Origin of the sequence: Pseudomonas sp. CIP-10 (assembly GCF_020911845.1) — a bacterium.
Lineage (GTDB): Bacteria > Pseudomonadota > Gammaproteobacteria > Pseudomonadales > Pseudomonadaceae > Aquipseudomonas > Aquipseudomonas alloputida.
Map to the genome: position 1 here is coordinate 4,802,043 of NZ_CP087160.1, position 13,515 is coordinate 4,815,557.

A 13,515-nucleotide genomic window follows, 5' to 3' on the forward strand; every position below is an offset into this window, starting at 1 on the left:
ATGAGCACACTGCGCGCCCTGTCCAACCTGCTGTACCGGCGCCCCAACCTGTACCTGGCACTGCTGTTGATCCCGCCGCTGACCTGGTTCGGCGCGATTTACCTGGGTTCGCTGCTGAACCTGCTGTGGCAGGGCTTCTATACCTTCGACGACTTCACCATGGCGGTGACCCCGGACCTGACCCTGGGCAACTTCGCCGCGCTGTTCAACCCGTCGAACTTCGACATCATCCTGCGCACCCTGGGGATGGCGGTGGCGGTGTCGCTGGCCAGCGCGGTACTGGCCTTCCCCATCGCCTATTACATGGCGCGTTACACCAGCGGCAAGACCAAGGCGTTTTTCTACATCGCGGTGATGATGCCGATGTGGGCCAGCTACATCGTCAAGACCTATGCCTGGACCCTGCTATTGGCCAAGGGCGGTGTGGCCCAATGGTTCGTCCAGCAGTTGCACCTGGACGGCCTGCTGCAGGCGGTGCTGGCCGTGCCGGGCGTGGGCGGCAGCACGCTGTCGACTTCGCACCTGGGGCGCTTCCTGGTGTTCGTGTACATCTGGCTGCCATTCATGATCCTGCCGATCCAGGCCTCGCTGGAGCGCTTGCCACCGTCGCTGCTGCAGGCTTCGGCCGACCTGGGCGCACGGCCGGGGCAAACCTTCGTGCAGGTGATCCTGCCGCTGTCGATCCCCGGCATCGCCGCCGGCTCGATCTTCACCTTCTCGCTCACCCTGGGCGACTTCATCGTGCCGCAGCTGGTCGGGCCGCCCGGCTACTTCATCGGCAGCATGGTCTATGCCCAGCAAGGGGCGATCGGCAACATGCCGATGGCCGCCGCGTTCACCTTGGTGCCCATTGTGCTGATCGCGGTATACCTGGCCATCGTCAAGCGTCTGGGGGCCTTCGATGCACTCTGAAAAAGCGTCGGCAGGGCTGCGCCTGGCGGCCTGGGGCGGGTTGTTGTTCCTGCACTTCCCGATCCTGATCATCTTCCTGTACGCCTTCAACACCGAAGACGCGGCGTTCAGCTTTCCGCCCAAGGGCTTTACCCTGAAGTGGATCGACGTGGCCTTTGCCCGGCCCGATGTGCTCGAGGCAATCAAGCTGTCGCTGCAGGTGGCTTGCCTGGCCACTTTGATCGCACTGGTGCTCGGTACGCTGGCCTCGGCGGCGCTCTATCGGCGCAGCTTCTTCGGCAAGGAGAGCATTTCGCTGGTGCTGATCCTGCCCATTGCCCTGCCAGGCATCATCACCGGCATCGCCCTGCTCTCGGCGTTCAAGACGCTGGGGATAGAGCCCGGGGTGTTCACCATCGTAGTCGGCCACGCCACGTTCTGCGTGGTGATCGTCTACAACAACGTGATCGCCCGCCTGCGGCGTACCTCGCAAAGCCTGATCGAAGCCTCGATGGACCTTGGTGCCGACGGTTGGCAGACCTTCCGTTACATCGTCCTGCCCAACCTCGGCTCGGCGCTGCTGGCGGGCGGCATGCTGGCCTTTGCCTTGTCGTTCGATGAAATCATCGTCACCACGTTCACCGCCGGCCATGAGCGCACCCTGCCGATCTGGCTGCTCAACCAGCTCAGCCGCCCACGCGACGTGCCCGTGACCAACGTTGTCGCCATGCTGGTGATGCTGGTGACCATGCTGCCGATTCTTGGCGCCTATTACCTGACCCGTGGCGGAGACAGCGTCGCGGGCGGTGGAAAATGACCCTGGAGGAGTCCCCGATGCAAACGCAGATGCTGATCAATGGCCAGCTGATCGCTGGCCAAGGCCCGGCCTGGACCGTGCTCAACCCGGCGCTGGGCACTGCCCTGGCGCAGATCAACGAAGCCACCGAGGCACAGGTAGACAGCGCTGTGCGCGCTGCCGACCAAGCCTTCGACAGCTGGTCGCAAACCAGTCCTAAAGAACGTTCGCAGGCCTTGCTGGCGCTGGCCGACGCCATCGAAGCCCATGGCGATGAACTGGCCCGGCTGGAATCGCAGAACTGCGGCAAGCCCCTGAGCGCTGCACTGAATGACGAGATCCCGGCGATTGCCGACGTGTTCCGTTACTTTGCCGGTGCTGCACGCTGCCTGGGCGGCTCGGCGGCAGGCGAGTACCTGCCGGGCCACACCTCGATGATCCGCCGCGACCCGTTGGGCGTGGTGGCGTCCATCGCGCCGTGGAACTACCCGCTGATGATGCTGGCCTGGAAGATCGCCCCGGCCCTGGCTGCCGGCAACACCGTGGTGATAAAGCCATCCGAACTGACGCCACTGACGGCCCTGCGCCTGGGCGAGCTGGCCCAGGACTTGCTACCGCCGGGGGTGCTGAACATTCTCTTCGGCCGCGGCCAGACGGTCGGCAACCCGTTGATAACCCATCCCAAGGTGCGCATGGTGTCGCTGACCGGCTCGATCCCCACCGGCGCGCACATCATCAGTGCCACCGCCGACAGCGTGAAACGCATGCACATGGAATTGGGCGGCAAAGCGCCGGTGCTGGTGTTCGATGACGCAGACATCGATGCCGCCATCGACGGCATCCGCACCTTCGGCTTCTACAACGCTGGCCAGGACTGCACCGCAGCCTGCCGCCTGTACGTCCAGGACGGGATTTACGAGCGCTTCGTCGAACGCCTGGGTAAAGCCGTAGCCAGCCTCAAGCCGGGCTTGCAGGAGTCTGAAGAAACCGAACTGGGGCCGCTGATCAGTGCCCAGCACCGCGACAAGGTCGCCGGGTTGGTGCAGCGGGCCATCGCCCAGCCGCACATTCGTCTGGTAACCGGTGGCAAGCCGATAGCGGGCGATGGCTTTTTCTTCGAGCCTACCGTGCTGGCCGACGCCCTGCAGGACGACGAGATCGTGTGCAACGAAGTGTTCGGCCCGGTGGTTTCGGTCACCCGCTTCACCGATGAAGCGCAGGCACTGGAATGGGCCAACGACTCCAACTACGGCCTGGCTTCGTCGGTATGGACCCGCGACACCGGCCGCGCCCACCGCCTGGCGGCGCGCTTGCAGTATGGCTGCACCTGGGTGAACACCCACTTCATGCTGGTCAGCGAAATGCCCCATGGCGGGCAGAAGCATTCGGGGTATGGCAAGGACATGTCGATGTATGGGCTGGAGGACTACACCTGTGTGCGGCATGTGATGATCAAGCATTGAGGAGGCACAGGGGTACGTCGGTAGATTTGTAACGCCAACGAGATCGAGCGCCGCCCGCGCGGCGCTCGATCTCAGCCCCAAACAAAATCCTCGCCAACCCCCAGCAAACTCGACGCCCCTAGTCCCGCAAATCAGACTCGTGAATCGGGTTGGCCCTGCTCGTGGCGCGTTGGTACTGCGCAGGCCAGGTGGCCTTGTTGCCGCCCAGATCGTCATCGGCATGCAGCGGCCAGTACGGGTCGCGCAGCAGTTCGCGGGCCAGGAAGATGATATCGGCCTGCCCGGTGCGCAGGATGTGCTCGGCCTGGGCCGGTTCGGTGATCATGCCCACAGTGCCAGTGGCGATTTCCGATTCCTTGCGCACGCGCTCGGCGAAACGGGTCTGATAGCCGGGGCCGGTGGGGATTTCGGCGTTTACCGAGGTGCCGCCAGAGGACACATCGATCAGGTCCACACCCAAGCCCCGCAGGCGCCGGGCCAGTTCGACGGTTTCATCCGGGTTCCAACCATCTTCCACCCAGTCGGTTGCCGAAACCCGCACGAACAGTGGCAACTCCGGGGGCCAAACCTTGCGCACTGCCTCGACCACCTGCAAGGTCAGGCGGATGCGGTTTTCAAAGCTGCTACCGTACTCATCGCGGCGCTGGTTGCTCAAGGGTGATAGGAACTGGTGCAGCAGATAGCCGTGCGCGGCGTGGATCTCAACCACCTTGAAACCGGCCTTCAAGGCGCGCTCGGTCGAGGCGACGAAGGCGCCAATCACATCCTCAATCTCGTCCTGGCTCAACTCGCGCGGCGCGGTGTGTTGCGGGTCGAAGGCGATTTTCGAGGGCCCCACCGGCTGCCAGCCGCCCTCTTCCAGTTTGACGCTACCTGGTTTGCCCAGCCATGGGCGATAGGTGCTGGCCTTGCGCCCGGCGTGGGCCAGCTGGATGCCAGCCACGGCGCCCTGGGCGGTGATGAAGCGGGTGATGCGTTGTAACGGGGCGATCTGCGCGTCGTCCCACAGGCCAAGGTCTTCGGCGGTGATGCGGCCATCGGCGGTCACCGCCACGGCTTCAGTGATTACCAGGCCGGCGCCACCGACGGCGCGGCTGCCTAAATGGACGAGATGCCAGTCGTTGGCCAAGCCATCGACGGCTGAATACTGGCACATTGGTGACACGGCGATGCGGTTGGGCAAGGTCAGCTGACGCAGGGTGTAAGGCTCGAGCAGCAGGCTCATGAGGGCACCTCCCAAGGACTCCAATGGTGATCCGGCCCGGACACTCAATTGCACGTCCCTGGCCCAGGTCCGGTCATAACTTCAGACTAGACCAGAATGGGTGGGGGGGAGGTTCCATGGGATTTTGGGTGGGGTGTGGGGTGCGGGTGTCAGGCTCTAAGGTGATGTCGCCGGTGAGATCGAGCGCCGCCCGCGCGGCGCATCGCGACGCAAGGCCGCTTGTGTCTTGATGGGGGATTAGAATCTGGAGTGAGAGCGGTGAATGGCAAGCTGAATGCCGTAGGTGCCTTGAGCACGTGTGGGAGCACAAGCTGCCATTCACCGTTCCACTTTGGCGAGAGCCCGAACAGTTGGATGCGGCTCTGATCTCGAATCACAAGCGTGGGCCAAGCCAAAGTCCTCTCACTGTGTTGAGTTTAGGAGGTTTTGGTGATGGCTTCCTTCTTGGGTATCGATGTTTCCAGTCTCTCCCTTGATGCTGCGGTGCGGCCACAGGGCATCAAAATGCATTTAAGCAATGATCCCACAGGCTTTGAGGCGCTACTGGAGAGCCTTCGCAAGCTCAGTATCAAGCGCGTCCTGTTAGAGGCGACGGGTGGCTACGAGCGAGATGTCATGCGTTTTCTACAGGACGCTGGCTACAAGGTCATACGCGTTAATCCCAGGCGAGCCAGGTCATTCGCTGACTCTCTAGGCATCAAGGCCAAGACTGACGCCATCGACGCCGAGGTTCTGGCGCACTATGCCGAAGTCATTCCAGATCAACCCTCCCTGCGAATCAGCCCCGAACGAGCGCTTCTGCGAGAGTTGCTTCAGCAACGTGATCGGTTGGTTCAACAGCGAGATGACGACCTGCGGCGCCTGAAGCAGGTGCAATCGACTGCAGTTGCTAACTACCTGAATGCCAACCTGAAACACTTCAAAGCGCAGATCAAACTGGTTGAGCGTGAGATCGAACAGCAAACCGCGATGCTGAACGACGAACGGGTTACCCAACTGATTAAAGTGAAAGGCATTGGGATGGTGACAGCGGGCAAGCTAGTAGCGCTGCTGCCGGAGCTGGGTCGGGTTGAATCCAGAGAAATTGCCTCCCTGGTCGGAGTGGCGCCCTTCAACCACGACAGCGGGAAATTCATGGGCAAGCGCTCTATCTCTGGCGGACGATTTGCGGTCAGGCGATCGCTGTACATGGCATGCCTTGTGGCGATGAGATACAACCCAGCACTCAAGGCTCGTTATCAGTCACTGCGGGAGCGCGGAAAACTTCCCAAAGTCGCTATCGTGGCCTGCATGAGAACGTTCATCGTGCGGTTAAATGCCATGCTCAGAACGGGTACATCATGGCTCGATCTAGTGCTACCGCAGCCTGAAAGTACAACGTAAATCCAGAACGCAGCGTGAGCCGCGTGGAAGCGGGCTTGCCCGCGAAGCCAACACCGTGGTGGATTGCACGGGCTTCGCCCGTGTTCGCGGGCAAGCCCGCTCCCACAGGGAAGGCGCCAGCTTTTAGAAATTGAGCAAGACAGTTGCTCCCACATTTGTTGCAACGTGGCCATGTCTGTGAGGCCATGGTTGTCAGCCTTGGCGCATGACTGAAGGCTGGTGGGGCGATAACAGCGACAACGCACAGGCATCGTCAGACCGACAAGGCGCGCAACCAGGGCCTTGCAGGTTTGGCACGTTGCAACAAATGTGGGAGCAACTGTCTTGCTCAATTTCTAAAAGCTGGCGCCTTCCCTGGACTGCCCCCAAGAAGTTGGACACCAATCCAACCCTTGGGGGATCTATGGGTAAGTACACCGAGCAATTCAAGCTCACAGCGATCACAGCCTACCTGGATGGCAGCAACGGTTTCCGAAAGGTGGCTCAACACTTAGGTATCGATTTCAGCCTGCTTCGACGCTGGGTGGCCAGTTATCAGGCCAATAATGGCATTGGTACAGGCTCGCATGGGCGGCGCTATACCAGTGATTTCAAACAGCAGGTGCTTAGCTATATGCACGAGCATCGGCTTTCGCTGCGCCAGACCGCTGCCCACTTTGGTCTTGGGCAGTCCTCTCAGATAGGCATTTGGCAGCGGCAGTACTACAGTGGCAGTCCTGCACCCTCTACTGCCATCAAGCCAAGAAAGCCAATCGACGTGTCGAAGAAGATCAAGCCTGCCAAACCCACCGATACCAATGATGATCAGAAGTCTCGAGATCAGCTGATGGCTGAACTTGAGTACCTGCGCATGGAGAATGCTGTCCTAAAGGAGCTCAAGGCTCTGCGCGAGGAAAAGGAACGAACACGCGGGAAAAAGCCCTGATCGTTTCCAAACTCAAGCGCAGGTTTCCTTTGCCTGACCTCCTTCAGTTGGTCGAGCTGGCGCGCAGCACCTTCTACTACCAGCTCAAAGCTCAGCAGAAGCCAGACCGGCATGCTGAGCTCAAGGCATTGGTGCATCGCGTCTATCACGAGCAGAAACGGCTTTATGGTTATCGCCGTATCGCACTCGTAATCAGGAAGGAAAAGCGGGTGAACAAGAAGGTCATTGAACGGCTGATGGCTGAGCAGGGATTGAAATCAGTAGTGCGCCCCAAGAAATATCGCTCCTATCGAGGTACCGTCGGCAAAGTGGCAGCGAATGTACTGGAGCGAAATTTTATCGCTCAACGCCCAAACCAGAAGTGGGTGACTGACGTAACCGAGTTCAAAGTAGCTCAGCAGAAGCTCTATCTGTCGCCCGTGATGGATTTGTACAACGGCGAAATCGTGGCCTACGAAATGGCCAGCCGCCCGTGCTATAGCCTGGTTGGGAACATGCTTGGCAAAGCGCTCGATTGCCTGGGAGAGAAACCGAAGCTCGTGCTGCATTCGGATCAGGGATGGCATTACCAGCAGGCGCAATACCGCCGTAAGCTAAGCGAATGTGGGGTAAAGCAGAGCATGTCTCGAAAAGGCAATTGCCTGGACAACGCGGCCATGGAAAGCTTCTTCGGCACGCTCAAATCTGAGTTTTTCTACCTGAAGCGTTTCGAGAGCATTGATGAGCTGAGAGCGGGTCTGGATGAGTACATTCACTACTACAACCATGATCGCATCAAGCTGAGGCTCAATGGCCTGAGCCCTGTGGAGTACAGGGCTCAGGCTGCAGCTTAAAACTGTCCAACTTTTGGGGGGCAGTCCACCTTGTGGGAGCAACTGTCTTGCTCAATTTCTAAAAGCTGGCGCCTTCCCTGTGGGAGCGGGCTTGCCCGCGAACACGGGCGAAGCCCGTGCAATCCACCACGGTGTTGGCTTCGCGGGCAAGCCCGCTTCCACGCGGCTCACGCTGCGTTCTGGATTTACGTTGTACTTTCAGGCTGCGGTAGCACTAGATCGAGCCATGATGTACCCGTTCTGAGCATGGCATTTAACCGCACGATGAACGTTCTCATGCAGGCCACGATAGCGACTTTGGGAAGTTTTCCGCGCTCCCGCAGTGACTGATAACGAGCCTTGAGTGCTGGGTTGTATCTCATCGCCACAAGGCATGCCATGTACAGCGATCGCCTGACCGCAAATCGTCCGCCAGAGATAGAGCGCTTGCCCATGAATTTCCCGCTGTCGTGGTTGAAGGGCGCCACTCCGACCAGGGAGGCAATTTCTCTGGATTCAACCCGACCCAGCTCCGGCAGCAGCGCTACTAGCTTGCCCGCTGTCACCATCCCAATGCCTTTCACTTTAATCAGTTGGGTAACCCGTTCGTCGTTCAGCATCGCGGTTTGCTGTTCGATCTCACGCTCAACCAGTTTGATCTGCGCTTTGAAGTGTTTCAGGTTGGCATTCAGGTAGTTAGCAACTGCAGTCGATTGCACCTGCTTCAGGCGCCGCAGGTCGTCATCTCGCTGTTGAACCAACCGATCACGTTGCTGAAGCAACTCTCGCAGAAGCGCTCGTTCGGGGCTGATTCGCAGGGAGGGTTGATCTGGAATGACTTCGGCATAGTGCGCCAGAACCTCGGCGTCGATGGCGTCAGTCTTGGCCTTGATGCCTAGAGAGTCAGCGAATGACCTGGCTCGCCTGGGATTAACGCGTATGACCTTGTAGCCAGCGTCCTGTAGAAAACGCATGACATCTCGCTCGTAGCCACCCGTCGCCTCTAACAGGACGCGCTTGATACTGAGCTTGCGAAGGCTCTCCAGTAGCGCCTCAAAGCCTGTGGGATCATTGCTTAAATGCATTTTGATGCCCTGTGGCCGCACCGCAGCATCAAGGGAGAGACTGGAAACATCGATACCCAAGAAGGAAGCCATCACCAAAACCTCCTAAACTCAACACAGTGAGAGGACTTTGGCTTGGCCCACGCTTGTGATTCGAGATCAGAGCCGCATCCAACTGTTCGGGCTCTCGCCAAAGTGGAACGGTGAATGGCAGCTTGTGCTCCCACACGTGCTCAAGGCACCTACGGCATTCAGCTTGCCATTCACCGCTCTCACTCCAGATTCTAATCCCCCATCAAGACACAAGCGGCCTTGCGTCGCGATGCGCCGCGCGGGCGGCGCTGGATTTCCGCTACACCACAAGAATCAAGGCAAGCCCCGCAAAACCGTCAGCGCGGCTCCATGTGGGCAATCATCAACTGCACACTTTCATTGCCGCGAAACTCGTTCACATCCAGTTTGTAAGCCAACTCGACCCAACGCACGGTCGGGTTCGGCCACACTTCGCGGTCGACGCCGAAGGCAATGCCATCCAGCCGTACCGAACCACACTCGCTCTTGAGCACCACCTTCAGGTGCCGCTCGCCAACCACGCGCTGCTCCACCAACTGGAACACGCCATGGAACAGCGGCTCTGGGAAGTGCTGGCCCCATGGGCCGGCATGGCGCAGGGCCTTGGCCAGGTCGAGGTGGAACTCCTCTACCGCCAGGCTGCCGTCGGACAACAGCCGGCCGGTCAGGTCTTCTTCACGCAGTTGACGCCGCACTTCTTCGTCGAAGGCCTCGGCGAATGCCGGGAAGTTGCCTTCTGGCAACGACAAACCGGCAGCCATGGCGTGGCCGCCGAACTTGCTGATCAGCTGCGGGTGGCGCGCGGCCACGGCATCCAGCGCATCGCGAATATGGAAGCCCGGCACCGAGCGCGCCGAACCTTTGAGCATGCCGTCGCCAGCATCAGCGAACGCAATGGTCGGCCGGTGGTAACGTTCCTTCAGACGCGAAGCCAGAATACCGATCACCCCTTGGTGCCAATCGGCATCGAACAGGCACAAGCCGTAGGGCATGGACTCGACCGGCAGGTCCTTGAGCTGGGCCAGGGCCTCGCGCTGCATGCCCTGCTCGATGGACTTGCGGTCCTGGTTCAGGTCGTCCAGCTGCTGGGCCATGTCCTGGGCCAGGGTCGCGTCCTCACACAGCAGGCATTCGATACCCAGGCTCATGTCGTCCAGCCGCCCTGCGGCGTTCAACCGCGGGCCGAGGATGAAACCGAGGTCGGTCGAGGTGATGCGCCGGTGATCACGGCGGGCCACTTCGAGAATGGCCTTCAGCCCTGGTCGGGCTCGGCCGGCGCGGATGCGCTCGAGGCCTTGGTGCACCAGGATGCGGTTGTTGGCATCCAGCGGCACCACGTCAGCAACACTGCCCAGCGCCACCAGATCGAGCAGTTCGCCAATGTTCGGCTGTGGCTGCGCCTCGTACCGCCCAAGGCTGCGCAAGCGAGCGCGCAGGGCCATCAACACATAGAAGATCACCCCTACCCCGGCCAGTGACTTGCTCGGAAAGCTGCAGCCCGGCTGGTTGGGGTTGATGATGGCATCAGCGTCGGGCAACTGCTCGCCCGGCAGGTGGTGGTCGGTGACCAGCACCTTGAGCCCGGCGGCCTTGGCGGCCGCCACCCCGTCGACACTGGAAATGCCGTTGTCCACGGTAATCAGCAACTGCGGCTGGCGCTGCAGCGCCACCTCGACGATTTCCGGGGTCAGGCCGTAGCCATACTCGAAGCGGTTGGGCACCAGGTAATCGACATGGGCTGCCCCCAGCAGGCGCAGGCCCAGCACCCCGACGGTGCTGGCAGTGGCACCGTCGGCATCGAAGTCGCCGACGATGAGGATGCGCTGGCGCTGGTCGATGGCTTCGACCAGCAGGTCCACACCGGCCTCGATGCCCTTGAGCTGCTGGTACGGCAGCAGGCGTGCCAGGCTTTTGTCCAGCTCGGCCTCGCTCTGCACGCCGCGCGCGGCGTAAAGGCGGGTCAGCAAGGGTGGCAGGTTACCCAGAAATGGCAGGGTCGGCGGCAGCGGACGAGGTTCGATACGCATGGGTTGCTTCAACCACGCTCACCGAGCAGCCACTGCAGTTGTACTTCATGCTGGCCACGGTCGTCAGTCACGAATACCGTACCTTCACTGATCATCACGTCCCACTTGATGCTACGCGGCATGTCGGTCGCCAGGGTTTCCAGCACCTCTTGCGGCACAGCGGCAATGCTCAGGTTTTTCAGGTTCTTGACCGCGCTCACCACTTTGCCTTCCCACACTCGCAGGCTGCCGTAAGCCAGCAAGCTGGTGCGTTCGGTACGACGCGAGCACCAGGTCAGACGATCGGCATCAGGCTGGCCAACTTCAATCCAGTGCAGCACGCGATCGTCCAGGCTCTTTTCCCACAGCGCTGGCTCATCGACATCCGACAGGCCGCGGCCAAACGACAAGTTCTCGTTGTACCAGAGCGCGTACGCCAACAAACGAACTGCCATGCGCTCTTCGGTTTCCGAAGGGTGCCGAGCGATCGTCTGTTTGACGCTTTCGTAGACGTTGCGATCAAGGTCAGTGAGATTCAATTCGAACTTGTAGGTGGTGGACGGCTGGGCCATGGTCGACGGGCTTCGTGCAAAAGAAAGTGGCACAGTCTACCCCATCCGCACCTTCCATGCCCCGCAGCAGTACCCGGCGTAACCGACGTGTGATAAAACCACGGCTCTGCCCAACTGCCACGGACACCCCATGTCGACGCCCAGCAAACCCCTCGCCGGCCTTAAAGTTGTCGAACTCGGTACCCTGATCGCCGGGCCGTTCGCCTCGCGTATCTGTGCCGAATTCGGCGCCGAAGTGGTCAAGGTCGAATCGCCCGATGGCGGCGACCCGCTGCGCAAGTGGCGCAAGCTGTACGAGGGCACCTCGCTGTGGTGGTTCGTGCAGGCCCGCAACAAGCAGTCGCTCACCCTCAACCTCAAGCACCCCGAGGGCCGCGATATCCTCAAGCGCCTGCTGGCCGAGGCCGACATCCTGATCGAAAACTTTCGCCCGGGCGTGCTGGAAAAACTTGGTTTGGGGTGGGATGTGCTGCATGCGCTGAACCCGCGCCTGGTGATGGTGCGCCTGTCGGGCTTTGGCCAGACCGGGCCGATGAAAGACCAGCCAGGCTTCGGTGCCGTAGGCGAGTCAATGGGCGGCCTGCGCTACATCACGGGTTTCGATGACCGCCCGCCGGTGCGAACCGGGATTTCCATCGGGGACTCGATTGCCGCCCTGTGGGGGGTGATCGGCGCGCTGATGGCGCTGCGCCACCGGGAAGTCAATGGCGGCCAGGGCCAGGTGGTGGACGTGGCCCTGTACGAGGCGATCTTTGCCATGATGGAGAGCATGGTCCCGGAATTCGATGTGTTCGGCTTCATCCGCGAACGCACCGGCAACATCATGCCAGGCATCACGCCCTCCTCCATCCACACAAGCGCCGACGGCAAGCATGTGCAGATCGGCGCCAACGGTGATGCGATCTTCAAGCGCTTCATGCAGGCCATCGGTCGCGATGACCTCGCCGACGACCCGACCCTGGCCAGCAACGACGGCCGCGACCTGCGTCGTGACGAGCTGTATGGGGTAATCGACCGCTGGGCCAACAGCCTCCCACTGGAGCAACTGATGCAGGTGCTGACCACTGCCGAAGTGCCGGCCAGCCGTATCTATTCGGCCGAAGACATGTTCAACGACCCCCAGTACCTGGCACGCGAGATGTTCCTGCAGGCCAAGTTGCCGGATGGCAAGCCATTCCACATGCCCGGCATCGTGCCCAAGCTGTCGGAGACTCCCGGCTCTAGCGAATGGGTCGGCCCGGCCTTGGGCGAGCATACCGAGGCGCTGCTCGGCAGCCTGGGCTACGACGCAGCGGCCATCGCCAGCCTGCGCGCAGCGGGCACGGTCTGATCCTGGCGCTGATCGGTTCCATGTGCGCGCCCCGCTGCCTACGCCACCTGGTCCTGCTCTGCGGGCTGCTACCTGCGTTGCTGTTGCAGCCCGCACATGCCAAGGAGCACCTCTTCTGGCTGGTACGCGACCTGCCACCGTTCACCATTTTTGATGGCCCGGAAGAAGGCCGGGGGGTCATCGACCAGTTGTTACCGCTGCTGATAAGGCAGATGCCCGAGTACGAACACAGCATCGTGCGGGTCAACCGCGCCCGCAGCCTGCAGATGCTGCAAGACCGTGACACCTTCACCTGCGACCCAACCCTGCTGTGGACACCGGAACGGGCCAAATATGTGCATTTTTCTGTTCCATCGCTGGGCGTGCTCAGCGGCGGCCTGGTGTTGCGCAAGGAAAACCAGGCGCTGGTGGCACCCTACCTCGACGGCCAGCAGGTGGACCTGCATGGCCTGCTGAGCAAGGCCCCGCTAAAGCTTGGGATTGTCGCGGAACGCAGCTACGGCACGCAGATTGACAGCATCTTGCGCCAGTTACCCGACAGCGCGCTCAGCCGCCACTACGGCAACGAGGCCACCGCCAACCTGCTGCAGATGCAGCAGTTGGGGCGCCTGCGCCTGGTGCTCGGCTACTGGCCTGAAGTTCGCTACCTGATCCAACAACAAGGCGGGTCACTGACTGACTACCAGTTTCATACTGTGCAGGGCGTGGATCGCTACCAGTTTCTGCATGTGGGCTGTTCAGACAGCGAATTGGGGCGTGCGGCAGTTGCCCACATCGACCAGTTGCTGCCCACCCTGCGCCGGGATGTGTTGCCAGGGTTGTATGCCCGCTGGCTGGACCTGGCATTGCGGGAGGACTATCTGGAGGAAAGCCGGCGTTTCTTTGAGGACAAATAAGCCCAACCGGTCTGCACCGTCGTTGCAGGAGCAGCCGAGGGATACATGCCTGCCCAGAAAAAGAAACCCCAGGCGCTGGG

The 13,515-nt window shown here is 61.0% G+C and carries 11 protein-coding genes; 7 read left to right on the plus strand and 4 right to left on the minus strand.

The genetic code is table 11. From position 1 onward, the window contains the following. The 3 genes from LMH93_RS21670 to LMH93_RS21680 are packed head-to-tail and all read left to right on the plus strand — an operon-like array spanning position 1 to position 3,150. Entirely contained in the window at positions 1 to 912 is a 912-nt protein-coding gene (locus LMH93_RS21670; RefSeq protein WP_003252181.1) for an ABC transporter permease, read from the plus strand. Further along, complete coding sequence (locus LMH93_RS21675) at positions 902 to 1,708, plus strand: ABC transporter permease (RefSeq protein WP_003252179.1); 807 nt, start codon at positions 902 to 904, stop codon at positions 1,706 to 1,708. The genes LMH93_RS21670 and LMH93_RS21675 overlap by 11 nt, the downstream gene beginning before the upstream one ends. Positions 1,709 to 1,725: 17 nt before the next feature. Next, a complete protein-coding gene (locus tag LMH93_RS21680; RefSeq protein ID WP_185280019.1) occupies positions 1,726 to 3,150 on the plus strand; it encodes a gamma-aminobutyraldehyde dehydrogenase in 1,425 nt (474 codons plus the stop codon). Between the two features lie 118 nt (positions 3,151 to 3,268). On the opposite strand, the gene LMH93_RS21685 is transcribed toward LMH93_RS21680, so the two are convergent. Next, positions 3,269 to 4,375: an NADH:flavin oxidoreductase/NADH oxidase gene (locus LMH93_RS21685; RefSeq protein WP_100774325.1), complete on the minus strand. Its 1,107-nt coding sequence runs from the start codon at positions 4,373 to 4,375 to the stop codon at positions 3,269 to 3,271. Positions 4,376 to 4,807: 432 nt separating this feature from the next. Here LMH93_RS21685 and LMH93_RS21690 point away from each other — a divergent pair, with 432 nt between their 5' ends. Beyond that, the gene (locus LMH93_RS21690) at positions 4,808 to 5,758 is read left to right on the plus strand and encodes an IS110 family transposase (RefSeq protein WP_004577666.1); all 951 of its coding nucleotides are present in this window, start codon (positions 4,808 to 4,810) and stop codon (positions 5,756 to 5,758) included. A gap of 403 nt (positions 5,759 to 6,161) precedes the next feature. Continuing rightward, positions 6,162 to 7,516 (plus strand): IS3 family transposase gene (locus tag LMH93_RS21695; protein WP_230064577.1). Its coding sequence is split into 2 segments (ribosomal slippage): positions 6,162 to 6,635 and positions 6,638 to 7,516, totalling 1,353 coding nucleotides; the frame shifts between segments, so codons are not numbered across the junction. A gap of 185 nt (positions 7,517 to 7,701) precedes the next feature. On the opposite strand, the gene LMH93_RS21700 is transcribed toward LMH93_RS21695, so the two are convergent. From LMH93_RS21700 to LMH93_RS21710, 3 genes are all read right to left on the minus strand, one after another. Beyond that, positions 7,702 to 8,652, minus strand: a complete 951-nt coding sequence (locus tag LMH93_RS21700; protein ID WP_004577666.1) for an IS110 family transposase — start codon at positions 8,650 to 8,652, stop codon at positions 7,702 to 7,704. A gap of 296 nt (positions 8,653 to 8,948) precedes the next feature. After that, a complete protein-coding gene (gene recJ / locus LMH93_RS21705; RefSeq protein WP_003252171.1) occupies positions 8,949 to 10,658 on the minus strand; it encodes a single-stranded-DNA-specific exonuclease RecJ in 1,710 nt (569 codons plus the stop codon). Between the two features lie 8 nt (positions 10,659 to 10,666). Further along, positions 10,667 to 11,209, minus strand: a complete 543-nt coding sequence (locus LMH93_RS21710) for a YaeQ family protein (RefSeq protein ID WP_003252169.1) — start codon at positions 11,207 to 11,209, stop codon at positions 10,667 to 10,669. Between the two features lie 130 nt (positions 11,210 to 11,339). Between LMH93_RS21710 and LMH93_RS21715 the strand changes: the two genes are divergently transcribed. After that, on the plus strand, positions 11,340 to 12,539 hold the full coding sequence (locus tag LMH93_RS21715; protein ID WP_003252168.1) for a CaiB/BaiF CoA transferase family protein: 1,200 nt from the start codon (positions 11,340 to 11,342) through the stop codon (positions 12,537 to 12,539). 20 nt (positions 12,540 to 12,559) lie between these two features. After that, positions 12,560 to 13,435: a TIGR02285 family protein gene (locus tag LMH93_RS21720; RefSeq protein ID WP_128573681.1), complete on the plus strand. Its 876-nt coding sequence runs from the start codon at positions 12,560 to 12,562 to the stop codon at positions 13,433 to 13,435. The last annotated feature ends 80 nt before the right edge of the window (positions 13,436 to 13,515 follow it).